The 23,981-nt window shown below is 70.9% G+C and carries 26 protein-coding genes and 1 pseudogene; 13 read left to right on the top strand and 14 right to left on the bottom strand.

Going from position 1 to position 23,981, the window contains the following annotated elements:
- Window positions 1-164 precede the first annotated feature (164 nt).
- The 3 genes from ACK1X7_RS41150 to ACK1X7_RS41140 all read left to right on the top strand — a co-directional run bounded on the left by ACK1X7_RS41150 (window position 165) and on the right by ACK1X7_RS41140 (window position 2,193).
- Window positions 165-800 carry a helix-turn-helix domain-containing protein gene (locus ACK1X7_RS41150; RefSeq protein WP_398161615.1) on the top strand — a complete coding sequence of 212 codons (636 nt, stop codon included), beginning with the start codon at window positions 165-167 and terminating at the stop codon, window positions 798-800.
- Between the two features lie 95 nt (window positions 801-895).
- Entirely contained in the window at window positions 896-1,450 is a 555-nt protein-coding gene (locus tag ACK1X7_RS41145) for a dihydrofolate reductase family protein (RefSeq protein WP_413116464.1), read from the top strand.
- A 335-nt stretch (window positions 1,451-1,785) separates the two neighbouring features.
- Window positions 1,786-2,193: a CoA-binding protein gene (locus tag ACK1X7_RS41140; RefSeq protein WP_385152044.1), complete on the top strand. Its 408-nt coding sequence runs from the start codon at window positions 1,786-1,788 to the stop codon at window positions 2,191-2,193.
- Between the two features lie 168 nt (window positions 2,194-2,361).
- Here the strand turns inward: ACK1X7_RS41140 and ACK1X7_RS41135 are convergent, their stop codons facing one another.
- Window positions 2,362-3,831 (bottom strand): FG-GAP-like repeat-containing protein, encoded by a 1,470-nt coding sequence (locus ACK1X7_RS41135; RefSeq protein WP_390795590.1) that lies wholly within the window; start codon window positions 3,829-3,831, stop codon window positions 2,362-2,364.
- Between the two features lie 303 nt (window positions 3,832-4,134).
- Here ACK1X7_RS41135 and ACK1X7_RS41130 point away from each other — a divergent pair.
- A pseudogene (locus ACK1X7_RS41130) lies at window positions 4,135-4,293 on the top strand (CoA-binding protein); the annotation flags it as partial.
- Between the two features lie 56 nt (window positions 4,294-4,349).
- On the opposite strand, the gene ACK1X7_RS41125 reads toward ACK1X7_RS41130, so the two are convergent.
- The 3 genes from ACK1X7_RS41125 to ACK1X7_RS41115 form a co-directional block, all read right to left on the bottom strand.
- A complete protein-coding gene (locus tag ACK1X7_RS41125; RefSeq protein ID WP_413116463.1) occupies window positions 4,350-5,243 on the bottom strand; it encodes a class I SAM-dependent methyltransferase in 894 nt (297 codons plus the stop codon).
- 40 nt (window positions 5,244-5,283) lie between these two features.
- Window positions 5,284-5,730 carry a MarR family winged helix-turn-helix transcriptional regulator gene (locus tag ACK1X7_RS41120; protein ID WP_413116462.1) on the bottom strand — a complete coding sequence of 149 codons (447 nt, stop codon included), beginning with the start codon at window positions 5,728-5,730 and terminating at the stop codon, window positions 5,284-5,286.
- Between the two features lie 526 nt (window positions 5,731-6,256).
- A complete protein-coding gene (locus tag ACK1X7_RS41115; protein WP_385152032.1) occupies window positions 6,257-6,676 on the bottom strand; it encodes a recombinase family protein in 420 nt (139 codons plus the stop codon).
- 143 nt (window positions 6,677-6,819) lie between these two features.
- On the opposite strand from ACK1X7_RS41115, the gene ACK1X7_RS41110 reads away from it, so the two are divergent.
- Window positions 6,820-8,001 (top strand): helix-turn-helix domain-containing protein, encoded by a 1,182-nt coding sequence (locus tag ACK1X7_RS41110; RefSeq protein ID WP_385152029.1) that lies wholly within the window; start codon window positions 6,820-6,822, stop codon window positions 7,999-8,001.
- 43 nt (window positions 8,002-8,044) lie between these two features.
- Here ACK1X7_RS41110 and ACK1X7_RS41105 read toward each other — a convergent pair whose 3' ends face one another.
- Both ACK1X7_RS41105 and ACK1X7_RS41100 read right to left on the bottom strand, forming a co-directional pair.
- Window positions 8,045-8,608 carry a YbaK/EbsC family protein gene (locus ACK1X7_RS41105; protein ID WP_385152025.1) on the bottom strand — a complete coding sequence of 188 codons (564 nt, stop codon included), beginning with the start codon at window positions 8,606-8,608 and terminating at the stop codon, window positions 8,045-8,047.
- Between the two features lie 46 nt (window positions 8,609-8,654).
- Window positions 8,655-9,227, bottom strand: coding sequence for a helix-turn-helix domain-containing protein (locus ACK1X7_RS41100; RefSeq protein ID WP_216341196.1), 573 nt, complete (start codon window positions 9,225-9,227; stop codon window positions 8,655-8,657).
- Window positions 9,228-9,326: 99 nt separating this feature from the next.
- Between ACK1X7_RS41100 and ACK1X7_RS41095 the strand changes: the two genes are divergently transcribed.
- The 5 genes from ACK1X7_RS41095 to ACK1X7_RS41075 all read left to right on the top strand — a co-directional run bounded on the left by ACK1X7_RS41095 (window position 9,327) and on the right by ACK1X7_RS41075 (window position 13,246).
- The gene (locus ACK1X7_RS41095) at window positions 9,327-10,193 is read left to right on the top strand and encodes an EamA family transporter (RefSeq protein ID WP_385152022.1); all 867 of its coding nucleotides are present in this window, start codon (window positions 9,327-9,329) and stop codon (window positions 10,191-10,193) included.
- Between the two features lie 236 nt (window positions 10,194-10,429).
- A complete protein-coding gene (locus ACK1X7_RS41090; protein ID WP_413116461.1) occupies window positions 10,430-11,203 on the top strand; it encodes a VOC family protein in 774 nt (257 codons plus the stop codon).
- A 324-nt stretch (window positions 11,204-11,527) separates the two neighbouring features.
- The gene (locus ACK1X7_RS41085) at window positions 11,528-12,082 is read left to right on the top strand and encodes a DUF2243 domain-containing protein (RefSeq protein WP_385152016.1); all 555 of its coding nucleotides are present in this window, start codon (window positions 11,528-11,530) and stop codon (window positions 12,080-12,082) included.
- Window positions 12,082-12,975 carry a cytochrome c oxidase assembly protein gene (locus tag ACK1X7_RS41080; RefSeq protein WP_385152013.1) on the top strand — a complete coding sequence of 298 codons (894 nt, stop codon included), beginning with the start codon at window positions 12,082-12,084 and terminating at the stop codon, window positions 12,973-12,975. The genes ACK1X7_RS41085 and ACK1X7_RS41080 overlap by 1 nt, the downstream gene beginning before the upstream one ends.
- Window positions 12,962-13,246 carry a glutaredoxin domain-containing protein gene (locus tag ACK1X7_RS41075; protein WP_216341191.1) on the top strand — a complete coding sequence of 95 codons (285 nt, stop codon included), beginning with the start codon at window positions 12,962-12,964 and terminating at the stop codon, window positions 13,244-13,246. Before ACK1X7_RS41080 ends, ACK1X7_RS41075 begins: the two co-directional genes overlap by 14 nt.
- Before the next feature lie 304 nt (window positions 13,247-13,550).
- Here ACK1X7_RS41075 and ACK1X7_RS41070 read toward each other — a convergent pair whose 3' ends face one another.
- The 4 genes from ACK1X7_RS41070 to ACK1X7_RS41055 all read right to left on the bottom strand — a co-directional run bounded on the left by ACK1X7_RS41070 (window position 13,551) and on the right by ACK1X7_RS41055 (window position 16,186).
- Entirely contained in the window at window positions 13,551-14,243 is a 693-nt protein-coding gene (locus ACK1X7_RS41070) for a GAF and ANTAR domain-containing protein (RefSeq protein WP_385152009.1), read from the bottom strand.
- A 23-nt stretch (window positions 14,244-14,266) separates the two neighbouring features.
- A complete protein-coding gene (locus ACK1X7_RS41065) occupies window positions 14,267-14,782 on the bottom strand; it encodes a gamma carbonic anhydrase family protein (protein ID WP_385152047.1) in 516 nt (171 codons plus the stop codon).
- A gap of 129 nt (window positions 14,783-14,911) precedes the next feature.
- Window positions 14,912-15,583: a DedA family protein gene (locus tag ACK1X7_RS41060; RefSeq protein ID WP_385152006.1), complete on the bottom strand. Its 672-nt coding sequence runs from the start codon at window positions 15,581-15,583 to the stop codon at window positions 14,912-14,914.
- A gap of 150 nt (window positions 15,584-15,733) precedes the next feature.
- On the bottom strand, window positions 15,734-16,186 hold the full coding sequence (locus ACK1X7_RS41055) for a DUF4442 domain-containing protein (RefSeq protein ID WP_093466689.1): 453 nt from the start codon (window positions 16,184-16,186) through the stop codon (window positions 15,734-15,736).
- A gap of 95 nt (window positions 16,187-16,281) precedes the next feature.
- On the opposite strand from ACK1X7_RS41055, the gene ACK1X7_RS41050 reads away from it, so the two are divergent.
- Both ACK1X7_RS41050 and ACK1X7_RS41045 read left to right on the top strand, forming a co-directional pair.
- A complete protein-coding gene (locus ACK1X7_RS41050; protein ID WP_385152003.1) occupies window positions 16,282-17,451 on the top strand; it encodes a hypothetical protein in 1,170 nt (389 codons plus the stop codon).
- A 76-nt stretch (window positions 17,452-17,527) separates the two neighbouring features.
- Complete coding sequence (locus ACK1X7_RS41045; RefSeq protein WP_398161611.1) at window positions 17,528-18,829, top strand: MFS transporter; 1,302 nt, start codon at window positions 17,528-17,530, stop codon at window positions 18,827-18,829.
- Here the strand turns inward: ACK1X7_RS41045 and ACK1X7_RS41040 are convergent.
- From ACK1X7_RS41040 to ACK1X7_RS41030, 3 genes are all read right to left on the bottom strand, one after another.
- The gene (locus tag ACK1X7_RS41040) at window positions 18,816-19,661 is read right to left on the bottom strand and encodes a spermidine synthase (RefSeq protein WP_385151997.1); all 846 of its coding nucleotides are present in this window, start codon (window positions 19,659-19,661) and stop codon (window positions 18,816-18,818) included. The two genes, ACK1X7_RS41045 and ACK1X7_RS41040, sit on opposite strands and share 14 nt — an antisense overlap.
- 108 nt (window positions 19,662-19,769) lie before the next feature.
- Window positions 19,770-20,951 carry an elongation factor Tu gene (tuf, locus tag ACK1X7_RS41035; RefSeq protein WP_398161609.1) on the bottom strand — a complete coding sequence of 394 codons (1,182 nt, stop codon included), beginning with the start codon at window positions 20,949-20,951 and terminating at the stop codon, window positions 19,770-19,772.
- 97 nt (window positions 20,952-21,048) lie between these two features.
- The gene (locus ACK1X7_RS41030; RefSeq protein ID WP_216341183.1) at window positions 21,049-21,201 is read right to left on the bottom strand and encodes a hypothetical protein; all 153 of its coding nucleotides are present in this window, start codon (window positions 21,199-21,201) and stop codon (window positions 21,049-21,051) included.
- Between the two features lie 352 nt (window positions 21,202-21,553).
- On the opposite strand from ACK1X7_RS41030, the gene ACK1X7_RS41025 reads away from it, so the two are divergent.
- On the top strand, window positions 21,554-22,312 hold the full coding sequence (locus ACK1X7_RS41025) for a TVP38/TMEM64 family protein (RefSeq protein ID WP_390795600.1): 759 nt from the start codon (window positions 21,554-21,556) through the stop codon (window positions 22,310-22,312).
- A gap of 30 nt (window positions 22,313-22,342) precedes the next feature.
- Here the strand turns inward: ACK1X7_RS41025 and ACK1X7_RS41020 are convergent, their stop codons facing one another.
- Complete coding sequence (locus ACK1X7_RS41020; RefSeq protein WP_385146683.1) at window positions 22,343-23,863, bottom strand: MFS transporter; 1,521 nt, start codon at window positions 23,861-23,863, stop codon at window positions 22,343-22,345.
- Between the last annotated feature and the right edge of the window lie 118 nt (window positions 23,864-23,981).

Genomic DNA, 23,981 nt, shown 5'->3' with positions numbered 1-23,981 from the left:
GCACGAGCTTTGGCCGTCCGTGCGACGTGACACACTGGCGGCGCAGGCGGCGCAGGCGGCGGTGAACGGGGGCGATCCGGTTGGGTCTGGAGATCGAGAGTCGGCCGTCGGAGTTGCCGTCCATCGAGAGGGTATGGCGCAGCCGCAGCATCGCGGTTGGCCGGATGACGTCGATCGCGGCGTCGCATTGGGAGCTTGTCTTCTGGGAGCACGACGGCCAGGTGCAGGCGGCCGTGCTGGGCCCGGAGCCCAGGGCCTGTCTGGCTCCCGTTCCCAAGGACGCCACGTTCTTCGGTATCAGCTTCGCTCTCGGCACCTCGATGCCTCACGTGCCGATCAGCCGGCTTGTGGGCGGCAGCGCGGAGATCCCCGACGTGACGCGGCGCTCCGTGTGGCTGAAGGGTTCCGCCTGGCACGTGCCCGATTACGACAACGCGGAGGCGTTCGTGCGGCGCATGGTGCGTGAGGGCATCGTGGACTGCGACCCGATCGTGCCCGCGGTGCTCGGCGGCGCGGCCCCCGATGTCTCCGAGCGGACCCTCCAGCGGCGTTTCGTCGCGGCGACGGGCCTCACCCGGGGTGCCATCCGGCAGATCCACCGTGCCCGCGAGGCGGCGGTTCTGATCCAGGAGGGGGTGCCGGCGCAGGACGTCGTGCACCATCTGGGCTATTTCGACCAGCCGCACCTGGCGCGGTCCCTGACCCGGTTCATCGGCCGGACCGCCACTGAGCTGAGTGCTCCGGGCCGGGCGGAGCCGCTGTCGCTTCTGTACAAGCCCTCCTCCCCGGTGCCCGCATAGTCTTCCTGACGTAGCCGACGGGGTCGGCCCGCCCCGCCCGGAGCGCTATTCGGCCGGGACCGGGCAGACGACCCCGAACTCATCACGGAGGAATCATGCGCAAGGTTGTTTCGGGTCTGTTCGTCTCGCTCGATGGTGTCGCCCAGTCGCCGAACGAGTGGCAGTTCGATTTCGACGAGGAGATGGGCGCGGCGCTGGGAAAGACGCTGGAGACGGCCGACACGATTCTGCTGGGCCGGGCGACCTTCACCGAGTGGGCCGGGTACTGGCCGACGGTGACCGACGGCGAGGACGCCGGCTTCGCCAAGTGGATCAATGATTCGCCCAAGTACGTCGTCTCCTCCACGCTGGACAGCGTGGAGGACTGGGCGAACAGCACGCTGATCAACGGCGATCTGCCGGCCGCGATCGAGGAGCTCAAGTCGGGCGAGGGGAAGGACATCACCGTCGCGGGCAGCCCCACGCTGGTGCGTTCGCTTCTGGAACAGGACCTGTTGGACGAACTGGTACTGCTGATCCACCCGGTGGTGGCCGGCGAGGGCCGCAAGAAGCTGTTCGCCGACGACGCCACCCTGAAGAAGCTGGAGCTGGTCAGCGCTCAGCCGACCAGCAGCGGAGTGATCATCGCGACCTACCGTCCGGCGCGCTGAGCACTGCTCGACGAGGGCCGGGTACAGGGACGGGCAGGAGGTCGAGCCGCTTGTCCATGTCGTGGCGGAACGTTGCGAGTGCCGAAAAGGCCATCCGCGCAGGTGAAAGAACGGATCACGTTGTCTTGCCGACGGCTGGTGGGCGGTGTCCCGGGGCTGGGCTGCCTGGGCCAACCCCGTGGGCTTCAAGTTCTACCCAGGCTCATGCGCTCCCACCGGCACAGGGTGATCCAGCCATGAAGTTTCCGTCGATCACCCCGGCGCCCGGGAATCCCTCGCATGCGGTTTCTGTTGTGCTGCGGACAGGGCGACTCTCGCACTCGCAGGAGGCAAGCATGTACGGCGATCCGGCGACGGTCCGCAAGATCCTCACGGAGCTGGGAGACACCTGGGCGGTAGTCGGCCTGTCCTCCAACCAGCAGCGCGCGGCCTACGGGGTCGCGGGGGTTCTCCAGCGCTACGGCAAACGGATCATACCCGTACATCCCAAAGCCGAGTCGGTGCATGGCGAGCAGGGATACCCGACACTCTCCGCAATTCCGTTCGAATTCGATGTCGTGGATGTCTTCGTCAACAGTGACCTGGCGGGCGCGGTCGCCGATGAGGCCGTTGCCATCGGCGCCAAGGCCGTCTGGTTCCAGCTCGACGTCATCGACGAGGCCGCGTACGAACGCACCCGCGCCGCCGGGCTCGCCATGGTCATGGACCGCTGTCCCGCCATTGAGATTCCACGACTGGGCTGAGGACATTCACGGCGCGCATTCCATACGAAATGGGATGGCACCTGATGCGGAGGGATGGCAGAGCACCAGCGGCGGGCACCGGAGTCGCCTTCTCGTCCGCCAGAACCTCCATGATCTCCTGCCACAGTCCTGAAGCCATCCAACGGTGGTAGCGAGACTAGCGTGCGCTCAGCGGCTGCTCAGCGGCTTGCCGTACTTCTGAACCGTGGACAGGTACGGGAGGCGGAGCGTGCGGGGCGAGAAGGCCGTCGAGCCGGCGGCCGAGCCGCTGCGGAAGAGCCATGCGGCGCCCAGGGAGGCATTCTCGCCGGGGGATCCGACCGTGACATCCGGTACACCGTCGGCGTTGCAGTCACCCGAGGCGACCGCCGCGCCGAAGGTGTCGCCCGCCTCGGCGACGCCTGGGACACCGGGCGTGTCCTGGTTCCAGGAGACGGATGTGGCAGCGCCGCCTGCGTCGAGCAGGCCCTGAGCGCTGCCGGAGAGCAGCCAGGCGGCGCCCGCCCCCGCTCTGCTTCCGATGGCCTCACCAGGAGCGCCCGCGATCAGGTCGTCGCGGCCGTCGCGGTTGACGTCGGCGACCGCGAGGGCGGCGCCGAAGCGGTCGCCGTCCTCGGCCACGCCCGGGACACCCGCCGTGTCCTGGTTGAGAGTCTGGGTGCGGCTGCCGAACGAGCCGCTCGCGGGGCTTCCGTAGTGGAGGTGGATGCCGCCGCCCTTGGCGAGTTCTTCGGGGCCGCAGGGGTCGTCGATGTTCTCGTCGGCGATCTCACGGCACTCGCCGAGGGCCAGGTCGTCGTGGCCGTCGCCGTCGAAGTCGCCGGCGGCCAGGGCGGTCACGCCGGCGTTGTCCGTGTTCCAGAAGTTGGCCATCTCGGACCGGTCGGCGTCCCACTTCCACAGGCGCACGTGAGACTGCGTGTTGGGGTTGCCCGCGGTCCAGTACGCCACGGCCAGGTCCGCCGTGCCGTCGCTGTCGAAGTCGCCAGTGGCCAGGACGGGGGCGCGGCCGCCCATCGGGGCGGCGACGATGGTGGTGATCATGCTGTCTTCACCCTGGATGACACGAGCGACGACCTTGTCCGTGCCGCCGATCACGATCTCCTTGTTGTCGTCGCCGGTCAGCTCGGCTGCCGCGACCGATTTGCCGTACGCAGCCGACGGCGACGGCCCGGTCAGGACCGTCGCCCCCGGTCCCGGCTCGTCCGTCGAGCCCCCTATGGCGATGACCATGCCTGCGTCCGTACCGCGGTCGGTGACGTCCTCGCCGGGGACACCGGCGAGCAGTTCCGCGATGCCGTCGCCGTTGAGGTCCACCAGGGCCACGGACGCGCCGAAGCGGTCGCCCGCCTCCGGGGTGCCGGGAACCTCGGGAGTGGCCTGGGTGACACGGATGCTTCCGTAGGCGCCGACGCCTTTCGGCCCACCCCAGACGACGTTCACGTACCCGGCCTTGGCCTGGCCGCCGACGGTCCCATCCGGGACGCCGACAGCGAGGTCCGCGTAGCCGTCGCCGTTGAAGTCGCTCGTGGCGGTACGGGGCGCGGCAGCGGTGGCGCCGGACGGGAACACCAACCCGGCGGTGGCCACAGCACCGGCTGCGATGGCGTACGTCAGGACGCGGCATCTGTGTGGCACGGAGGCTCCCACTCGGTCGACGGGTGCGGGTTATCTGGTGTGACCGTCGAAAGGCGGAGCTGGTTGTACGGAGTTCACCGGTGGTTGGCGCCGGGTTATCGGTAGGCGGGCCTCGATCCGAGCGGACACGGACGGCGCAGCCGATGACTGTTACGCCCGCGTGGACGCGGACGGCTGCGAAGGCATCGCGTCCGTGTCCTGTTTCGAATCCTTTCGAAGCCGACCGGGCTCAGTGACGCGTTCGCCCACTACGGGCGATCGGCCGGAAATTCGGCGGGGTGCTTACACTGCCGGAAACCCGGAGCGGGCCCGGTCGCCGACGGAGCCGTCACCATCGGCGCCAAGGCCGTCTGGTTCCAGCTCGACGTCATCGACGAGGCCGCGTACGAGCGCACCCGCGCCGCCGGGCCCGCCCTGGTGATGGACCGCTGCCCGGCCATCGAAATCCCCCGGCTGGGCTGAGCGCACCGCCGTACTGCCGATGTTTGGAGTTCCGCGTTACCCAGGGCGCGCAGGCGTCACACTGTCGCGGTGAGGAATTGCGTCTGGATCGGGATGGACTGGCCGCCTACGGGAAGCTCGAAGTGATCGGCTGCCGTCACCTCGTCAGCGCCCTCGATCTGCCATCCGTTCCGCTTGAAGAGTGCCAGCCAGGCGTCGCGGGATTGGATCGTGCGCAGGGGACTGGCACCGCCGAACATCACGTCGTCCACAGTCGACACGACGAGGCCGGAGTCGAGGCCGACAGGATGCACTTCGGCGGTGATGGCCAGGGCGCTCCTGCTCGCGGCACGGCCGGAGACCCCGGCGAGGAGCCGCTCGACGTCGTCCGGTTCGAGGAACAGAACAAGATGTTCGGCGATGAAGAGGGTCGGCCGCCGAGCGTCGTGTCCGGCGCGGGCCAGCACCTCGGCGACATCGTCGGTGCCGAAGTCCACTGCGGCCAGGGTGACGTGCGTGGTCTCGGTGTCCATTGCTTCGAGCCGACGAGCCTTGTCGGCGACGATGTCGGGCAGGTCGAGGTCGAAGAACCGCACGCCGGAATGCCGGAACCGCAAGGCGCGGTCATCGTAGCCGGCACCGAGGTTGACGACCTGGGGAATCCCCGTCGCGACAGCGTCCAGCACGAGCTGGTCGAAGTACGGGGCGCGGGGCGCCAACAGCTCGAGTGACAGGGAGATGTCACTGGGCCCACCGCCCGGCTCGATCGCGTGCAGTCCCTGTACGAGCGCACGCCCGGCGTCGGGGTCGCCCTCGGCGGTGTGCGGTCGTTCGAACTCGACACGTCCGAGGGCGCACACCTCTCGGACCATGGTCAGTGTCTGGTCTGCTTGCGTCATGGTGACGGCACCTTTGCTTGCTGGGCACGCTTGTCCGGGCAGGTTCGAGCGCGTGTCGGCCGATGCCGGCACGGGGGAATGGGAAGTGGTTTTGGCGTCTCGGCCGAGCGCGTTACGAGTCGCCCGGGTTCGGCAGATGAGCGGTGATCTTGTCGAGCAGCGCCTGGAGAGCGGCTCGCTCCGACCTGGTGAGCGGCGCGAGGATCGACTCGTCCACAGCGATCATCGCCTCCTCATGTCCAGCGATGAGTTCAATGCCGGCATCGGTGGCGAAGACGCGCTTGCTGCGCTCATCGCCGTCTTCGAAGCGGCGTTCAACGAGACCCCGCGCTTCGAGTCCACGCAAGACGCCCGAGACATTCGCCGCGGTCGTACGCGTCGCCCGCGCGATATCGCGCTGGATGGCACCGGGGTTGTCGGCGAGGTAGCTGAGCACAAATGCCTGCTGCAAGGTGAGTCCCCGGGAGCGAATCCAATCCTGTCCGGCCCGCACCTGAGCCCAGTTGATGACCTTGAGCCGTTCGAGCGGACTGGTGGGAGCGCGTTCCGACTGGTCCATGCCTCGAACGCTAACAGTTAAGGACTTAACGGTAAACCCCCGAACCGACCCGCGCCGTCCCGCCCGCCTGGGACGCGCGGGCCACGACCCCGCCCGGCGCCACGAGGGAAGCGCACGGACGGGGTCGCCGTCGGAGCCGATGGTCTACGGAACGACACCCTTGCCGCCGCACCTGTTGCGGCGCCATGTCGGGGTTGTTGACCATGACCGTGTCGACGACGGCCGCTCGGTCCTCGTCGGACAGCAGAGCTGTACCGTGATTCATGCGCGTGCCTCTTCTCTGTGCGTGGTGCGCTTCTGTGCGTGGTGTGCTGCCCTCGCCCTGGTCACTGGCCTCCAAGCACGCGACTGGGGCGAAGCTGTGTGCGGCCCCCGCTCCTCCACTCGCCACACAACGGGAATCGGAGCGGAGGCCACGGCCCGGGACGGAGCCGACCAAGGCAATCCCGGACCGCTTCCTGCCCGCCCTGGCGTTCCAGCACCACGACAGGCAGGGGCTCTGGTGGATGAGGGACGAGGAAGCCAGTCAGGTACGCGGCTTGCCGTTCGCGTCGACGCCACGGATGGCCGCAGGTTCCGACCTGGGCTGCACCTCACCGGCCGCGTCGTCGACCGCTACGCACACCCCGTCGATATTGCTCACGAGCTGCCGCAGCCTGTCACTGGTGACCGGGTCGTAGGCAATGCGCTCCCAACTCGCCACGAGACATACGAAGCGCCGACCCCGGCCTTCATGGCGCATCGCGGCGATCATGCCTTGCCAGAACGGGCGGCGTTCGGATACGGCAGCATCTCCGCGATCAACCCACTGGCCGACCACCTCCCAATTCATCTGGGCGGCGAAGGCTCGGCAGAGGGCAATGCGCGTGTTCAGCCGATCCGTCTGCGTCGTCTCCTCCCGGTCGTAGATGAATACGAGGGTCCTTGGCTCGTCGTGAGTGGTCATCGCGGCTCCCGGTCACTTGTTTCCCCTGTGTGACCAGATAACTGCGGGTGGCTCGTGATCAGTTGACACAAAGCTTGCACAACAGACCGTCAGAAGCCGTTCGTGGCAAGGACGCAGGCGAATTGGCGTGCGACAGTGGACCTATGCACAGCGCACCGTCAGCCGGTGAGAACATCGCGGTACTCCGGAAAGTCCGCGGGACGAGTCAAGCCAGCCTGGCCCGACAGATGGGGATCTCCCTGTCGTATCTGAGCAAGATCGAGACAGGGCTGCGCCCGGCGACTCCGCCCCTCGTCGCCTCCGCGGCCTCCGCGCTGCGCGTGACAACGGCCAGGGTCTACGGCGATCCGTTCAGCGATCCGTCGAAGCAACACGAGCTGATGGACGCTCTTCGCACCGTCGTCCGCCGCCACACCTTGCCGCGCGAGGACGTTCCGCCACCCAGTGAACTCGCTGCCTCGCTCCAGCGTGCCGCCCGGCTTCGGGCGGACACGAACTACCTGGAGTTGCTCCAGCTCCTCCCCAGACTGCTCGGCCAGGTCACCGCGACGGCCATGGAGAGCGACGGCGACGCCACGGCGTGGGGGCAAGTTGCTGACGTCTATAGCTGCGCGTACGCCTGCGCCCATCGGTTTCGCCAGCCTGACCTGGCGGACATGATCGTCAGCCGTCAGCAGTGGGCGGCCCATCAGACGTGGAACCCTTCGGCCGAGGCGGCTGCCGCGTGGAACGAAGCGGGGACGTACCAGTCGGCCGGCGAGTACTCCGACGGGTTGGCGATCATTGAACGCGCCATCGTTCGCTACGAGCTGGCTCCGGGCGACGACCTGGAGCGGGTCGTCCATCTGGGCTCGCTGCATCTGCGCGGCGTCGTCCTGGCGTCCAGACATGAGGACAAGGCTGCCACCGCGGACCATGTCCGTCGGGCAACGGCACTCGCCGAGCGGATCACCGGCCCTGACGTCCTTCAGCACAATCTGACGTTCGGCCCCGGCAACACAGCGCTGTACGAGTTGGCCGCCCGCATCGAACTCGGCCAGCCGGACAAGGCGGCGGAGGTCGCGACACCGCTGTTGACGACGCCTCCCGCAGGTCTCAAGCCGTCGCGCATCGGCCGACTGGCCATCGACGCCGCCCGCGCTCGTCTCGCGACGAAGGATCTCGTCGGCGCGGAGGAGGCGCTGAAGCAAGCCTTCCGGGTCGCCCCGCAGATGGCGGAGATCCACCCGATGGCGCGGGAGGTGCTGCGCGTTCTGTGGACCATGCACCAGCGCAGCCGCCGGGACCTCCTGGCCATGGCGAAGCGGTCAGGGTTAGCGTCCTGACCCACGCAAACAGCCCCTGCCGGGGTCGCCAGTGCGGACGGGTTCAGGCGCCAGGGGCGCCCAGGCCCTCCAGGACCACCGCGCCCGGCAGGGCGCCCAGCAGCTTGCCCGGGACGATGAGTTTGCCGCGTCGGCTGCCGCTGCCGATGAGCGCGTAGGGGATGTCGGCGACGGCGGAGTCCACCAGGAGCGGCCAGGTGGCGGGCAGGCCGATCGGGGTGATGCCGCCGAACTCCATGCCGCTTTCGCCCGTCGCCGTGTCGATCGGGGCGAACGACGCCTTGCGTGCGCCGAGATGGCGGCGCACCACGCCGTTGACGTCCGCGCGGGTGTGGGCCAGGACCAGACAGGCGGCGAGGGTGGTCTCACCGCCGCGCTTGCCCGCGACGACGACGCAGTTGGCGGACTGCTCCAGCAGCCAGGGGCCGTAGTTCTCGACGAGCGTGGCGGTGTCGGCCTTGTCCGGGTCCGTGTCCACGAACAGCACCTGCTCCACCGGCTCCGAGCCACGCCAGTCGCGCAGCGCCTCGGCGACGGGGGCGGTCAGCAGGTCCAGGCACTCGACGGCGGGCCGGACGTCGTCGAAGGCATCCATCGGCGTACTCATGCCGTCAAACTAGCAGGCCGTGCGGGGGACGAAGGGGCGGATGGCGTCAGCGGGCGGGCGGTACCGACACGGCCATGGTCATCTCCACCGGCGCCGCCCCCTCGTTGCGGTAGGTGTGCGGGGTGTTCGCCTCGAAAGCCGCGGAGGTGCCGGCCGGGACGGTGTGCGCCTCGCCGCCGAGCACCAGGGTGAGCTCGCCCGCCGTCACATGGATCAGCTCGACCGTGCCGGACGGATGCGGATCGGAGGCGCTCTCGTCGCCGGGCATCAGCCGCCATCCCCACATCTCCAGCGGACCGCCCGCCTCGGTGCCGACGAGCAGCGCCGTATAGCTGCCCGCTTCGGTGGACCACATCCGCACCGCCTGCTCGGGCGGGACGAAGGTCACCCGCGGCCCGTGCTCGTAGTCGAGCAGGGTGGTGATGCTCACGCCGAGCGCGTCCGCGAGCTTGACCGTGGTGCCCACGCTCGGATTCGTACGGGCCTGCTCGATCTGAATGATCATGCCCCGGCTGACCCCGGCGCGGGCCGCGAGGGCATCGAGGGTGAAGCCGCGTTCATTGCGCCACCGCTTGAGGTTGCGGGCGAGCGACTGGGTGAGCTGATCGAGGTCCGTCACGATCCGGTCCGTCCAAAATAGTGAATGGCGTAGTCGAGTGCAGTGAACTACTGTGGGCTGTACTCCCACGTCCACCACACTGTACGGCGAGGTTTCACCATGTCCGCGCTCTTCGCTCTTGCCACCAGCCTGCTCTGGGGGCTGGCCGACTTCGGCGGAGGGCTGCTCACCCGGCGCACACCCGCGCTCACCGTGGTCGTCGCCTCCCAGATCATCGCGGTTACCGTCCTCGGCGCCATCGTGGTGGCCACCGGCGGCTGGTCCGAGGCGGGCCCGCAGTTGTGGTTCGCGGCGGCGGCCGGTGTGGTCGGCCCGGCCGCGATGCTGTCCTTCTACCGCGCCCTCGCGCTCGGCCCGATGGGCGTCGTCTCCCCGCTCGGCGCGCTCGGCGGGGTCATCGTGCCCCTCGGCGTCGCTCTGGTGCTCGGCGAGCGTCCCGGGCTGCTCCAGGTCTCGGGGGTCGTGGTGGCGGTCGCGGGCGTGGTCCTGGCGAGCGGTCCGCAGACCGGCGGTGCGCCCGTCCAGCGGCAGACGCTGCTGCTCACCCTGGTCGCCGCGCTGGGCTTCGGCTCGGTGATGGCGCTGATCGCCGAGGCGTCGTCCACCCTGACCGGGCTCTTCCTCGCGCTGTTCGTCCAGCGGGTGTGCAATGTGGCGGTCGGCGGCTCCGCGCTCCTCTTCTCCGTGCGGCGCGGAAACCCCGGGCTGCCCGAGGGCGGGATGGGCGTGGTGTGGGCATCGCTGCCCGCGCTCGCCTTCGTGGGCCTCGCCGACGTGGCCGCGAACGGCACGTACAACCTCGCCGCCCACCACGGCCCGGTCACCGTCGCCGCGGTGCTCGCCTCCCTCTACCCCGTGGTGACCGCACTCGCCGCCCGCGGACTGCTCGGCGAGCGGCTGCGCGTGGTCCAGGCGACGGGCGCCGGACTCGCCCTGGTCGGGACGCTGCTGCTGGCCACGGGCTGAGCGGGCCGCGGACCGCGGACGCGGACCGCTGGCCTGGGCACCCTGCTGATCCAGGCCCGGAACATCTGGCATGACATCACCCCGGACACCTGACCCCGCGCCTCGGCCTCCTCTCGGCCTCCTCCTCGGCCTCCTCCTCGGCCTCGGCCGTGGAGAGGGCATGGCACCCCCGCCGTCGGGGTACACCGCTCCAGTCCCCGCGGTGGTGTCGGGGCGGAGTGTGAGGAGTGGTGCCCATGAAGCCGATCGGCCACGCACGGCCGGGATTCCCCTGCTGGGTGAGTCTCGCCGCCCCCAGCCTCCAGGCGGCGCAGGAGTTCTACACCGCGGTGCTCGGGTGGACCTGGCGTCCCACCGGGCGGGGTGAGGAGTTCCGTACGGCGCTGTTCGGCGGCGCGCCGGTGGCCGGGGTCGGAGCACTCGCGAGCAGCCTCCGGAGCGCGGCCGCCTGGACGCCGTTCTTCGCCGTCGAGGACGCGGACGCCACAGCGGCACGGATCCATGAGCGGGGCGGCACCGTCGGCGTCGGCCCGCTCCCCTTCGGCCCGGGCCGCCGCGCCGCGCTGGCCGCCGACCGCGACGGCGCCGTCTTCGGCTTCTGGGCGGGCGAGGCGCTGCCCGGCTGGCCGTCGGGTCCGGACGGCGCCCCGCCCTGGCTGGAGCTGCGCACCCGTGACGCGTTCGCGGCCGCCCTCTTCTACGGCGAGGTCTTCGGCTGGGCATCCCCGGCGGGCAACTGCTCGATCGGGTACGAGAACGACGAGGTGACCGTGCGCAAGGCGGGGCGCAAGCTGGCGGTGGTCCACGGCGGCGCCGTCGAGCAGGCCCCCGACCCGGAGGTCCGGCCGCGCTGGTACGTCCACTTCCGCGTCCCCGATGTGACGGCCGCGGTGGCGGCGGCCCGCGCCGCCGGAGGCACCGTCGCCCTCGCGCCGACCGCCTCCCCCACGGGCCGTCAGGCGATCCTGCGCGACCCGGACGGCGGGCTGTTCACCGTCACCGCCGCCTGACGGACGACCCGCCCCGGCTTCACCTTGAACTGGCTCGGCCCGGCTGAGCCCCACCCGCTCCGGCTCGGCTCGGCTAAGTCCACGCCACCTCACCCCGCCCCGGCCCCGCTGAGCCCACGCCGCCCCGCCCCGGCCCGGCTGAGCTCACGCCGCCGGCTCCCGTCCGGGCTCGCCCCACCCCGCCCCGGCTCGGCGTATGGCGGAAAGACGGCGCGGACCGGTGACGAAGCCCGTCCGGCCGGGAAACCGTGGTGGCGACGGGCGCGCGGGAACACCCTGCCGTCGGGACCGTCGTCAGAACTGTCGTCAGGACGGAGAGCGGTGATGGCCACCACGGCGGACGAAACCCGGGCCGGTCTGCCCACACCGCACACCATCCGGCTGCCGGGGATCGTGCTGGGCGTGGGGCTCGGCGGATTCCTCGACGGGATCCTGCTGCACCAACTGCTTCAGTGGCATCACATGCTCAGCAGCACCAACCACGACCGCGTCGGGGTCAGGTACTACAACCCGCACACCGTCTCCGGGCTGGAGATGAACACCGTGTGGGACGGGATCTTCCACGCCGTGTGCTGGATCGCGGTCCTGCTGGGGCTGGCCCTGCTCTACGCCCGGGTCACCCACGACCGCCGCCGGGTGTGGGGCTCGCGCGTCCTGTGGGGCTGGATCCTGGTCGGCTGGGGCCTGTTCAACCTGGTCGAGGGGGTGCTGGATCACCAGATCCTCGGCATCCACCATGTCCGCAGCGGCCCGGAGCAGCCGTGGTGGGACGCCGGTTTCCTGATCCTGGGCGCCCTTCTGGTGGCCGGTGGCCATCTGCTGCAACGCGGCGGCACGGCCTCCGACCCCGAGGCGCCCCGCGCCACCGGACACGTGTGATGGGTGGCGGCGCGGCGCACCCCGCCCATGGGCACGGCGGGGGCGGTGGGGGTGGCGGGGGCGGCGGCCCCCTGGACGTATGGCTGCCCGCCCTCGCCCTGCTGGTGTGTGCCGCCGCCTACGCACTGGCCGTCCGCCGGGCCCGCCGCCGCAACCCCGCCCAGGGCTGGCCGCCCACGCGATCGCTGAGCTTCGCGGCCGGGCTCGTCCTCCTGGCCGTGGCGCTGCTCCCCCCACTCGCACCGTTCGCCCATCGGGACTTCCGCGGCCATATGGCCCAGCATCTGCTGCTCGGGATGTACGCACCCCTCGCGCTGGTGCTCGCGGCCCCGGTCACCCTGCTGCTGCGCGCCCTGCCCCCACACCGCGGCCGACGGCTGACCGCCGTGCTGCGCTCCCGCCCCGCGCGGCTGCTCGCCCACCCCGTCACCGCCCTGCTGCTGACCACCGGCGGGTTGGTGCTGCTGTACTTCACCCCCCTCTACGACACCGTCATGGGCCGACCCGGGTGGCACTGGTTCACGCACGCCCATTTCCTGCTCTCCGGCTGGCTGTTCGCGTATGTCATCGCCGGTCCCGACCCGGCCCCCGCCCGGCCCGGTGTGCCGGCCCGGCTGGTGGTCCTCGGTCTCGCCATCGCGGCCCACGCCACCATCGCCCAACTGATGTACGGAGGCTTCTGGGTCGGGGTCCACGCCCCGATCGCCGAGGTCCAGGGCGGCGCGGAGATCATGTACTACGGCGGCGACGTCGCCGAACTCCTGCTGGCCGCGGCCCTCGTCGCCACCTGGCGCCCGGTACGGACCCCTCCGAGTGGGTACGGGACACGGCTACGCTCGGTGCGGCGCCCGACCCGGCGGCTCGAGGAGGGGATTCGTGATGGCGGACCGTGAGGACCAAGACGGAGTGGTGGTGTACTGGCGGCCGCTGTGCCCGTTCTGCATGCACCTGCGTACGCGGCTGCGCCTCGCCAAGCTGCGGCACACCGAGGTGAACATCTGGCGGGATCCGGAGGCGGCCGCGTTCGTCCGATCGGTCGCGGACGGGAACGAGACCGTGCCGACCGTGACGGTGGCGGGCCGGCCCATGGTGAACCCGTCGATGGGCGAGCTGATGGAGGCGGTCAGGACCCACGCCCCGCACGTCCTGTCCAAGGACGGATGAGGGCGGACGGATGAGGGTGTCGCACCGGGCGGGCCGGGTACCCGCCCCGCAAGCCGTCGGCGAACCCCCGGGGGAACTCGGTGGCCAGGCCCTTCCGGTCCAGACCACGGGCCGGAAGAGCCGTTCGGCTGATGCGTCGGCTCCGGCCGATGCGTCAGCCGTCGATACCGCATACCGCCCGTCCCGATGCGTCAGCCGTCGATACCGCATACCGCCCGTCCCGATGCGTCAGCCGTCGATACCGCATACCGCCCGTCCCGATGCGTCAGCCGTCGATACCACCCGTCAGCCGTCGCACCGCCCGTCAGCCGTCGATACCGCCGCTCTCGCAGATCTGCCGGGCGAGGTCGCGCAGCTTGACGTTCCGCTCCTGGGACACCCGCCGCATCAGCGCGAAGGCGTCATCCTCGGTGATCTTCAGCCGTTCCATGAGGATGCCCATGGCCTCCCCGATGGTGTGCCGGGTCTCGATCGCCCGCTGGAGCTGGTCCGCGGTACGGGCGCTGGAGAAGGCGACCGCGGCGTGCGAGGCGAGCAGCCAGCCGGCCGTCTCGCTGGCCTTGGTGAAGGCGGCGGGGCGCGCCGAGTAGAGGTTCAGGGCGCCGAGGTCCTCGTGCTCGGTGTAGAGCAGGAATCCCATCATGCTGCCGATGCCGAGGTCGCGGGCCTGGCTGACGAAGGCCGGCCAGCGCTCCTCGGGCTGGGTGAAGTCCCTGATCCGGAAGACCCGCTCACCGCCCAGCCGCCGGGCGGCGTCGTAGCAGGGCCCCTCGCCGAGCCGCTCCTGAAGCCGGTCGGAGCGGACCACCAGACCGTCGGTGGGGGCGAGGGACTCCGCCCGCTTGCCGTGGAGCATCAGAATGCCGGCCGCGTCGCAGCCGTCCACGATGTCCACAGCGCACTCGGAGATCCGCTCGAGAGTGGCCTCCACGGATGCCTGCGCCAGCAGGTCCCGCGCCATGGTGGCCATGCGCTCGGCGAAGGCTTCCCAGTCCATGACCACCATCCGATCACATCGAGCTACTCGCCGCCTCTGAGCGCTTCCCGGTACTGCTTCGCCCGGTCCGCGTACACCTGGGCGTTGAGCTTGATGCCTTCCCGTTCCTCGTCGGTGAGGGCGCGCTTGACCTTCGCCGGCACTCCGGCCACCAGGGAGCCGGGCGGTATCTCCATCCCCTGCGGCACCAGGGCCTGGGCGGCGACCAGCGATCCGGTACCGACCCGGGCGCCGTTGAGGACCGTGGCCCCCATGCCGATCAGCACATCGTCCTCGACCGTGCAACCGTGCACGACCGCGTTGTGCCCGACGGAGACCCGCTCGCCGATCGAGACGGGGAATCCGGGGTCGACGTGCACCGTGCAATTGTCCTGGATATTGCTGTCGGCGCCGATGACGATGGGGCCGCCGTCGCCCCGTAGCACCGCCTGGTACCAGAGGCTCGATCCCGCGGCCAGCACGACCTCGCCGATCACCACCGAGGTGGGGGCGACAAACGCCTCGGGGGCGATCTGTGGCTCCTTGCCGCTGATTCCCATGATCAAGGCGTCGTGCACCGTTACTCCCACCTGGTCGTCCCCTTCACGTTCCTCGCCCTGGCCGGTCCCATCGCTTCGACCGGCGGGGGCCGCTCTGGTCGCCGGATCGCTTCGACCGGCGGGGCCGTCCTAGTCGCCGGCCGGGACCGGCTGCGGCGGCTCGGCCGTCTCGGAGTCGGCCGCCGTGACCGCGGCGGGCTTGGCCTTCTTGGAGCGCCACTTCATGACGAGCATCGAGCCGAGCCCGAAGAGCAGGGCCAGTACGAGCCCGAGCCAGGAGAAGCGCTTGAGCCAGTCCTCGGCGACCTTGCCCAGGGAGTAGATGACCGCGGTGGTGCCACCGGCCCAGATGATGCCGCCGAGCACATTGGCGATGAGGAACTTCCAGTACGGCATCTGAAGCACACCCGCGAGCGGGCCCGCGAAGATACGCAGCAGCGCGATGAAGCGGCCGACGAAGACCGCCCACATGCCCCACTTCTGGAAGGAGCGCTCGGCGGTCGCCACATGTTCGGCGCTGAAATGCTTGGGGAATTTACGGCCCAGCCAGGTGAGGAGTGGCTGTCCGCCCTTGCGGCCGATGAGATAGCCGATGGAGTCGCCGATCACCGCGCCCGCGATGGCGCTGGCGCCGAGGACGTAGGGGTTGATGTGGTCCTGCGAGGCCGCCAGCAGCGTCGCGCTGACGAGGACGATCTCACCGGGAAGCGGGATTCCCAGGCTCTCCAGGCCGATGACGAGACCCACCAGCAGATACACGCTGACCGCGGGTACGGTCTCAAGCCATTCCTCGATATGCAACGCCGGTTCCTCCCCATGTGGCGATCGCTTCCCGGCGTGCGCCGGACGGGAGTGCGGCGCACCCCGGGAAGACTACTCAATCGGCGCGCGGTCGCCATCATCCCCAGGTCGTGCTCCCGCTCGCGTCGACTCCGGCGAAGGGATGACCGCTCAGGACTGGGGACGCAGGGTCCATACGATGGACATCTCGCCCGTGACCGCGCCGTCCTCCCGGGTGATCGCGATGTTCACCGGGAATTCGGGGCGCTTCCCCGCGTCCAGCTCGGCGACCACCTCGGCGGCGGTCCGGCCGAGGGTGGCGGTCGCGGTGACGGGACCCTTGGCGAGCTTCTTGTAGCCGATCTCGGCGCGCACGGCCAGCGGCACGGCACGGCCGAGCTGATCGCCGAACGCCGCCAGCACGATCGCGCCGCTCGCGGACTCGGCCAGGGTGAACATCGCGCCCGCGTGGGGGCCGCCGACGTGGTTGTGGAAGTCGGGCTGGTCCGGCAGGCGCAGCACCGCTCGCTCGGGCGACGCCTCGAGGAACTCCAGGTTCAGGGTGCGCACCATGGGAACCGTGGCGGCGAGCATCTCACCGACGGAAGGCTGAGTTTCTGACATGCCACGGAAGTTACCATCCAGTAGCAAACGGCGGAAGGGGCGGTTCGCAGGGCAGACGTAGCAGCCGTCATCGGCCCCCTCTATCGTTACTCGCCATGTGGCCAGGACAGCAGCCGCCCGGGGGCGAGCAGAACAACCCGCAAGGTCAGAACCCCTATCAGCAGCCGGGGTACCAGCAGCCGGGATACGACCAGTCCAACCCGTATCAGCAGCCGGGATACCAGCAGCCGAATCCCTATCAGCAGCCTCCCCAGCAGCAGCCGGGGCAGCCGGGCCAGCCGCAGCAGCCGGGGTACGGGCAGCAGCCGGGCTACGGCCAGCCGCAGCAGCCCGATTACGGCCCGCCGCAGGGTCCGCCTCAGGGGCCGCCGCAGCCGACCGGCCAGCAGTGGGGCGCGCCGTCCGGCCCGCCCGGCGCGCCGCAGCCGCCGCGCGACAACAAGAAGCGGACGACGACCATCGCCATCGTCGCGGCGATCGCGGTCGTCGCGGCCGCCGCCATCACCGGTGCGCTGGTCCTGGGCAAGGACGACAGCGGCGGCGGTGACGAGTCCAAGGGGAAGGACAAGACGTCCACCGCCCCCTCGTCCGCTCCGGCCTCCGACGAACCGACGACCGAGGACCCGGCCGGCGGCGGTGCGGACAACCCGCGCGCCGGAGGCGACGCCGGCGACGTCAAGGCGGTCATACCCGGCTGGAAGCCGGTGGTCAGCCCCAAGCGGCACAACGCCTTCGACGTCCCCCCGGAGTGGACGGTCGAATCGCCGGGGCTGAGCACGGGCTTCGAGGACGACAAGGGCAAGCCGCTCGTTGTCATGTCCGCTCCGGCCAGGTACAAGAAGGACTACTGCTCGGTCAAGGACAAGGACGGCTACGTCAACAAGAGCCATGCCGCCGGAGCGGGCTCCAAGGGTGCGCAGGGCGCCAAGAGCGAGGCGTCGGCCGCCAAGATCGAGGCCGAGAACTGGGTCTTCGCCGCCTTCGACCAGGACCAGACCGGGACCCGTAAGGTCACCGACGCCAAGAAGTTCACCAGCGACCACGGCCTCAAGGGCTACACCGCGTCGGCCACCGTCACCGGCGTGAAGAAGACCGACAAGTGCACCACTGACGGCAAGTCCGTCACGGTGACCTACACGGACACCAACGGTGACTTCGCGACGTGGGTCCTCTACTCCGTCAAGGGCACCAAGGAAGAGGTCCCGGACTCCACCATCAAGAAGATCATGAGTTCGCTGCGGCCGGTGAAGTCGGAGGTCTCCTGACCACCGACTGACCGCCCGCCGACGGCGGCCGGAATACGGTTGGACGCCGGGGCCCGCCCCCAGGGATAGTCCCGATGTGACGACTCCTCCGGCCCCGCGCCGCCGACCGCGCCGCCCCGCGTGGGCGGGTCGCAACTACACACTGCTGACCACCGCCGCCGTGGTGACGGGCCTCGGAAACGCCGGAGCCCTCATCGCGGCGGCGTTCGCGGTGCTGGAGGCGGGTGGGGACGGCGGCGACGTCGGGCTCGTGGCGGCGGCCCGCACGCTTCCGCTGGTCGTCTTCCTGCTGATCGGCGGCGCGCTGGCGGACCGGCTGCCCCGCCACCGGGTGATGGTCGCCGCCAACAGCCTCAACTGCCTCTCGCAGGCGCTCTTCGCCGTGCTCGTCCTGTCCGGCGAGGCGCGGCTGTGGCAGATGGCCGTGCTCTCCGCGCTCGGCGGCACCGGGCAGGCGTTCTTCTCCCCCGCCGCCGAGGGCATGCTGCTCTCCAGCGTCACCGGCGAACAGGCCGCCCGCGCCTTCGCGCTGTTCCGGATGGGCATGAACGGTGCGCAGATCGGCGGGGCGGCGGTCGGCGGTGCGCTGATCGCGGTGGTCGGCCCCGGCTGGATGCTGGCCGTCGACGCCGCCGCGTTCGCGATCGCGGCCGCCCTGCGCGCCCTGCTCGACGTCAGCGCCGTGGCCCGGCGGAAACCCGGGGGCGGCATGCTGCGGGATCTGCGCGAGGGCTGGCACGAAGTCATCTCCCGGCCCTGGCTGTGGTCCATCATCGTGCAGTTCGCCGTCGTCAACGCGGTGGTGGGGGCGGCCGAGTCGGTGTTCGGCCCGCTGGTCGCCGAGGAGCATCTGGGTGGCGCGCGCCCCTGGGGGTTCGCGCTCGCGGCGTTCGGCGCGGGCACCATCCTGGGCGGTCTGCTGATGATGCGCTGGCGGCCACGGCGGCTGCTGCTCGCGGGCTCCTTGAGCATCCTGCCGCTCGCCCTGCCATCCGCCGCGCTGGCCGTCCCGGTGGCGATTCCGGCACTGGTCGTGGTGATGTTCCTGGTCGGCCTCTCGGTCGAGGTGTTCGGGGTGTCCTGGATGACCGCGCTGCACCAGGAGATCTCCGAGGACAAGCTGTCGCGGGTCTCGGCGTACGACTGGTTCGGCTCGGTCGCCATGGTGCCGGTCGCCACGGCGCTCGCGGGCCCGGCCGAGGAGACGTTCGGCCGGTCGGCGTCGCTGTGGGGCTGTTCGGCGCTGATCCTGGCGCTGACGCTGGCGGTGCTGGCGGTCCCGGACGTACGGCGGCTGCGCCGGCGCGAGACCACGCCCGTCACCGAGGGCGGACCGGCCGCCACGGACACCGCCCCGGAGCAGGTCAGCCCACGCTGAACGCCCCGTCCGGCGGTTCGGGCGACGGTGTGGCGTCCGCGTCCCGTACCGGCTCCGCGCCGCCCATGAAACGCTCCAGCGCCGCCCCGTACTCGACCCTGGCCGGGAAGGCGTCGGCCGCCGTGCGGCGGGCCAGCACGGCGACCGGCGGTTCGGACCGGGAGGCCACCAGCACGGCGTTGCCGAACCGGCGGCCGCGCAGCACGGACGGCTCCGCGATCAGGGCGAGATACGCGAACGCCGTGCGGTAGGTGGCCAGTTGGGAGCGGAGGAAGGCGAACGGCGCCCCGTCGGCCAGATTCGCGACGTACCAGCCGCCCGGCCGCAGCACCCGGGCCGCGGCGCGGGCGTACTCCACGGAGGTCAGATGCGCGGGCACCCGCGAACCGCCGAAGACATCGGCCACGATGACATCGGCGGACCCCTCGGACGCGGTCTCCAGCGCCGTCCGGGCGTCCTGCGGCCGCACCGTGATCCCCGCGTCGGACGGCAGTGGAAGATGCTCGGTGACCAGCTCCAGCAGCCCCCGGTCGGCCTCGATCACCACCTGGTGCGAGCCGGGGCGGGTGGCGGCCAGATAGCGGGGCAGCATCAGCGCCCCGCCGCCCAGGTGCAGAACGTCGAGCGGGGCGCCGGGGTCGGCGGCCGCGTCCAGGACATGGGCGATCCGCCGCGCGTACTCGAATTCGAGATGGACCGGATCGTCGAGGTCGACATACGACTGCGGGGCGCCGTCCACCGTGAGCAGCCAGGCGTGCGGGCGGTCCAGGTCCGGCATCAGCTTGGCGGTGCCGCCGTCCACGGCGCGGCTTACGGGTATCGGCTCGTTCACCGTCTCATTGTGCCGTCACGGGGCTCGTGCCCCGTGACGGCACGGGCTCCGTGGCTCCCGCTCGCCCGCCTCCTGCCGGAGGTGGCGGGCGAGCGGGACCGGTCGTCGCTACGCCTGGTCGAGCACGGTGGTCACCGTGCCCGCGCCCACCGTGCGGCCGCCCTCGCGGATCGCGAAGCCGAGCCCCGGCTCCAGCGGTACGGCGCGGCCCAGCTCGACCGCCATGGTGACGGTGTCCCCGGGGCGCGCCACCGCGACGGGCCCCAGGTCCACGGCGCCGACCACATCGGCCGTACGGAGGTAGAACTGCGGGCGGTAGCCGGTGGACACCGGGGTCCGCCGGCCGCCCTCGGCCTCCGACAGCACATACACCCGCGCGGTGAAGCGCCGCCTCGGCACGAGGCTGCCGGGCGCGGCCACCACATCGCCGCGGCGCACCGCGTCCCGCGCCACCCCGCGCAGCAGCAGCGCGACATTGTCGCCCGCCTCGGCCGCCGCCATGGACTTGCCGAAGGTCTCCACACCGGTGACCACCGTGGCCACTTCGGTGCCGGGCACCTCGACACGGTCGCCGACCCGTACCGTGCCGCGCTCGATGGCGCCGGTGACGACCGTGCCGCGGCCGGTGATGGTCAGCACGTTCTCCACCGGTAGCAGGAACGGGGCCTGGGTGTGGCGCACGGGCGTCGGCACATAGATGTCCACGGCGTCCAGCAGCGCCTCGATCGCCCCGGTCCACCGCGGATCGCCGTCCAGCGCCCGCAGCCCGGAGACCCGTACGACGGGCGTGGTGTCGCCGGGATAGCCGTGCGCGGAGAGCAGTTCGCGCACCTCCAGCTCGACGAGGTCGGTCAGCTCGAGGTCGCCCGCGTCGGCCTTGTTGAGGGCCACCACGATGTGGTCGACGCCGACCTGACGGGCCAGCAGCACATGCTCGGCGGTCTGCGGCATCACACCGTCGAGCGCGGAGACGACGAGGATCGCCCCGTCGATCTGGGCGGCGCCGGTCACCATGTTCTTGATGAAGTCGGCGTGGCCGGGCATGTCGACATGCGCGTAGTGGCGGGTGTCGGTCTCGTACTCGACATGCGCGATGTTGATGGTGATGCCGCGCGCGGCCTCCTCCGGCGCCCGGTCGATGCGGTCCGCCGGTACGTAGGCGCCGCCGGTGCCGCGCTCGCTCAGCACCTTGGTGATGGCGGCGGTCAGCGTGGTCTTGCCGTGGTCGACATGGCCCATGGTGCCGATGTTCAGATGCGGCTTGGTGCGCACATAGGTCTGCTTGGACATGCGACGGTCTCTCCTCGTCAGCGGGGGTGGGAAGCGCGGACCCCAGAACCTCGCCGACCCTCCCCCTGGGGGATCCGTCGGAGTTGTCCGAGGAGGGTCAGCTTCGGGCGCCGTGGAGGCGGACGGCGGGAACGGCGGCGGGCGGATCCGTGGTGAGGGCGGCGACCGCGGCCGGAGCGAGAGAGGGGACGGCAGCCTTCGGCGCGTCCGCGACCGCGGACGTCGGTGTGAGGAAGGCGAGCCGGAACATGCTGTGATCTTCGCGCACTGTACGGTCCGCGTCGAATGGTTTTCGGTGTGCACGGGGCCGGTGGGACCGGAGGTCCGGGAGCGAACGCCCGGTGCCCTTGAGATGGTTGGCCGGGGGTCCGGCCTGCCCGTTTCCGGTGGTCCGGCCCGGGCCCGGCGGCTGGTCTCGGACCGCCCGGCGGGGGCTCGGACCGCCTGCCGACCGGTTTCGGGCCGTCCGGCGGCTGGTTTCGGGCCGTTCGCCGACTGGTTCGAGACGGTCTGCCGACCCTCTGTCGACGGTCTGCCGACAATCGGACGACAACGCGACGACATCACGGTGCCCGCCCGGCTTGGTCGGTTACGCTCCACCGATGCTCGATGTCGCCGCACCGCCCGCGAAACCGGCCACGCGCCGCGCCCGCGCCGTGCTCCTCTCGCCGTGGTCGCGGCTGGGGCTGCTCGCCGCGCTGCTCATCGGTTCCGCGATCGCGGTCTGGCTGTGGGAGCCGCAGCGGCTGCTGACCCACGGCTGGCCGGAGCTGTCGGGCGGGACGGCCGTGCTGCTGTTCACGGCCGCGTACGGGGTGGGCACCGCCGCGCTGGTGCCCAGGCCGCTGCTGAACCTGGCGGCCGGTGCGCTCTTCGGCATCCAGGCCGGGCTGCTCACAGCCCTCGGCGGCACGGTGATCGGCGCCGGGATCGCCTTCGGTCTCGGCCGGCTGCTGGGGCAGGACGCGCTGCGTCCGCTGCTGCGGGGCCGCTGGCTCACGGCGGCGGACCGGCAACTGAGCCACCACGGGTTCCGGTCCATGCTGGCGATCCGGCTGTTCCCCGGCGTACCGTTCGCCGCCGCCAACTACTGCGCGGCCGTCTCACGGATGGGCTGGCCGTCGTTCCTGCTGGCCACGGGGCTGGGCAGTGTGCCGAACACCGCCGCTTACGTGGTCGCGGGCAGCCGCGCCACCACCCCCACCTCGCCCGTCTTCCTCCTCGCGATGGCCTTCATCACGGTGCCCGCCGTCGCGGGGGCGCTGGTGGCCTGGCGCAAACGCGGCCGACCGCGGCTCACGGGCCCCGGGGAGCGCCTCCGCGAGGACGCGACCGCGAGCGAGACACCACCGTCGACCTGACGAGCAGCGGACCCGCGGTGGGCGACCCGCTCAGCCCCCGGCCGGTCCGTGCGCGGAGGCGGAAGCGGCCGCCGCGCGGGCGGACAGCGGCTCGGCGATGTCCTCGAGCGGGCGCTGTTCGGCAGGGATGGCGAGGAAGGCGGCCACGAGCCCGGCGGCGACCATGAGCGCCGCCCCGATGGAGAAGGCCAGCGCGGTGTCGGCGACGACTCCGCTCTGTGTCAGATTCGAGAAGATCAGCGGCCCGGTGATGCCTCCGGCCGCCGTGCCGATGGCGTAGAAGAAGGCGATGGCCAGGGCGCGCGTCTCCATCGGGAAGACCTCGCTGACCGTCAGATACGCGGAGCTCGCACCGGCCGAGGCGAAGAAGAGGACCACACACCAGCAGGCGGTCATCGTGGTCGCGCTGAGCCAGCCGTTGCCGAACATCCAGGCGGTGATGAACAGCAGCACACCAGACAGGATGTACGTCCCCGAGATCATCACGCGGCGGCCGACCGTGTCGAAGAGCCCGCACAGCAGGGCCGGACCGAGGAAGTTGCCGAAGGCGATGACCGCGAAGTAGTAGCCGGTGTCGCCGCTGGGCACATTGAAGAACCGCACCAGGATCGAGCCGAAGCCGAAGGTGATGGCGTTGTAGAGGAACGCCTGCCCGATGAAGAGGGCCAGCCCCAGGACCGCGCGCCGGGGATACGCCCGGAAGAGCGTCCGGGCGATCTCGATGAAGCCGGTGCTCTTCCGCGTCTTGATGGTGATGGCATTGTCCGGCTCCGGGAGGCGCCGCCCGGTCTCGTCCTCGATCCGCCGTTCGGCCGCCGCGACCAGCTCCCCCGCGCCCTCCGCCCGGCCGTGGATGAACATCCAGCGAGGGCTCTCCGGGACGTTCCGGCGCACCAGCAGGATGACCAGGCCGAGGACGACGCCGAGGGCGAAGGTGAGCCGCCAGCCGACGTTCAGCGGGAAGAAGTCCGGGTTGAGCATCAGCACGGAGAGCAGCGAGCCGCCCATCGCGCCGAGCCAGAAGCTCCCGTTGATGACCAGATCGACGCGGCCCCGGTATCTGCTGGGGATCAGCTCGTCGATCGCGGAGTTGATGGCCGCGTACTCCCCGCCGATGCCGAAGCCGGTGAGAAAGCGGAAGAGGAAGAACCACCAGGCGGAGAAGGCGATGGCGGTGAGCGCGGTGGCGGCCAGATAGACCCCGAGGGTGATGAGGAAGAGTTTCTTGCGGCCGTAGCGGTCGGTGAGCCAGCCGAAGACCAGCGCCCCGGCGCAGGCCCCGGCCACATAGAGGGCCGCCGCGACCCCGGTGACCTGCGCGTCGGTGATGGGCAGCCCGCTGCCGGGCTCGGAGAGGCGGCTGGCGATATTGCCGACGACGGTCACTTCGAGACCGTCCAGGATCCATACGGTGCCGAGGCCGATCACGATCATCCAGTGCCAGCGTGACCAGGGCAGCCGGTCCAGCCGTGCCGGGACCTTGGTGGTGATCGTCCCGCCGGGCCCGTTCCCTCGGCCTCCCTGTCCTCCGTCGTGCCCGATCGCGGTCATACGGTTCGGCTCCTCGGCTCCTCGGCTGTCCGGGCTGCTGACTGGGCTGTCCGGGCTGTCCACGGCTGATCACAGCCGTCCACGGCTGATCCTCACCAGGACGCCCGCGGCCGGGCGG

Source organism: Streptomyces sp. CY-1 (assembly GCF_047218265.1).
GTDB classification, from domain to species: domain Bacteria; phylum Actinomycetota; class Actinomycetes; order Streptomycetales; family Streptomycetaceae; genus Streptomyces; species Streptomyces niphimycinicus.
The sequence above is the reverse complement of the archived record's forward strand: the minus strand, read 5'-3'. Positions and strand labels throughout refer to the sequence as shown.

Excerpts from the sequence above, each read along its gene's own strand:
- ACK1X7_RS41150 (WP_398161615.1), top strand. The coding sequence starts at position 165 with ATGACGTCGATCGCGGCGTCGCATTGGGAGCTTGTCTTCTGGGAGCAC.
- ACK1X7_RS41145 (WP_413116464.1), top strand. The coding sequence starts at position 896 with ATGCGCAAGGTTGTTTCGGGTCTGTTCGTCTCGCTCGATGGTGTCGCC.
- ACK1X7_RS41140 (WP_385152044.1), top strand. The coding sequence starts at position 1,786 with ATGTACGGCGATCCGGCGACGGTCCGCAAGATCCTCACGGAGCTGGGA.
- ACK1X7_RS41120 (WP_413116462.1), bottom strand. The coding sequence starts at position 5,730 with ATGGACCAGTCGGAACGCGCTCCCACCAGTCCGCTCGAACGGCTCAAG.
- ACK1X7_RS41115 (WP_385152032.1), bottom strand. The coding sequence starts at position 6,676 with ATGACCACTCACGACGAGCCAAGGACCCTCGTATTCATCTACGACCGG.
- ACK1X7_RS41110 (WP_385152029.1), top strand. The coding sequence starts at position 6,820 with ATGCACAGCGCACCGTCAGCCGGTGAGAACATCGCGGTACTCCGGAAA.
- ACK1X7_RS41105 (WP_385152025.1), bottom strand. The coding sequence starts at position 8,608 with ATGAGTACGCCGATGGATGCCTTCGACGACGTCCGGCCCGCCGTCGAG.
- ACK1X7_RS41095 (WP_385152022.1), top strand. The coding sequence starts at position 9,327 with ATGTCCGCGCTCTTCGCTCTTGCCACCAGCCTGCTCTGGGGGCTGGCC.
- ACK1X7_RS41090 (WP_413116461.1), top strand. The coding sequence starts at position 10,430 with ATGAAGCCGATCGGCCACGCACGGCCGGGATTCCCCTGCTGGGTGAGT.
- ACK1X7_RS41085 (WP_385152016.1), top strand. The coding sequence starts at position 11,528 with ATGGCCACCACGGCGGACGAAACCCGGGCCGGTCTGCCCACACCGCAC.
- ACK1X7_RS41080 (WP_385152013.1), top strand. The coding sequence starts at position 12,082 with ATGGGTGGCGGCGCGGCGCACCCCGCCCATGGGCACGGCGGGGGCGGT.
- ACK1X7_RS41075 (WP_216341191.1), top strand. The coding sequence starts at position 12,962 with ATGGCGGACCGTGAGGACCAAGACGGAGTGGTGGTGTACTGGCGGCCG.
- ACK1X7_RS41070 (WP_385152009.1), bottom strand. The coding sequence starts at position 14,243 with ATGGACTGGGAAGCCTTCGCCGAGCGCATGGCCACCATGGCGCGGGAC.
- ACK1X7_RS41065 (WP_385152047.1), bottom strand. The coding sequence starts at position 14,782 with ATGGGAATCAGCGGCAAGGAGCCACAGATCGCCCCCGAGGCGTTTGTC.
- ACK1X7_RS41055 (WP_093466689.1), bottom strand. The coding sequence starts at position 16,186 with ATGTCAGAAACTCAGCCTTCCGTCGGTGAGATGCTCGCCGCCACGGTT.
- ACK1X7_RS41050 (WP_385152003.1), top strand. The coding sequence starts at position 16,282 with ATGTGGCCAGGACAGCAGCCGCCCGGGGGCGAGCAGAACAACCCGCAA.
- tuf (WP_398161609.1), bottom strand. The coding sequence starts at position 20,951 with ATGTCCAAGCAGACCTATGTGCGCACCAAGCCGCATCTGAACATCGGC.
- ACK1X7_RS41030 (WP_216341183.1), bottom strand. The coding sequence starts at position 21,201 with ATGTTCCGGCTCGCCTTCCTCACACCGACGTCCGCGGTCGCGGACGCG.
- ACK1X7_RS41025 (WP_390795600.1), top strand. The coding sequence starts at position 21,554 with ATGCTCGATGTCGCCGCACCGCCCGCGAAACCGGCCACGCGCCGCGCC.
- ACK1X7_RS41020 (WP_385146683.1), bottom strand. The coding sequence starts at position 23,863 with ATGACCGCGATCGGGCACGACGGAGGACAGGGAGGCCGAGGGAACGGG.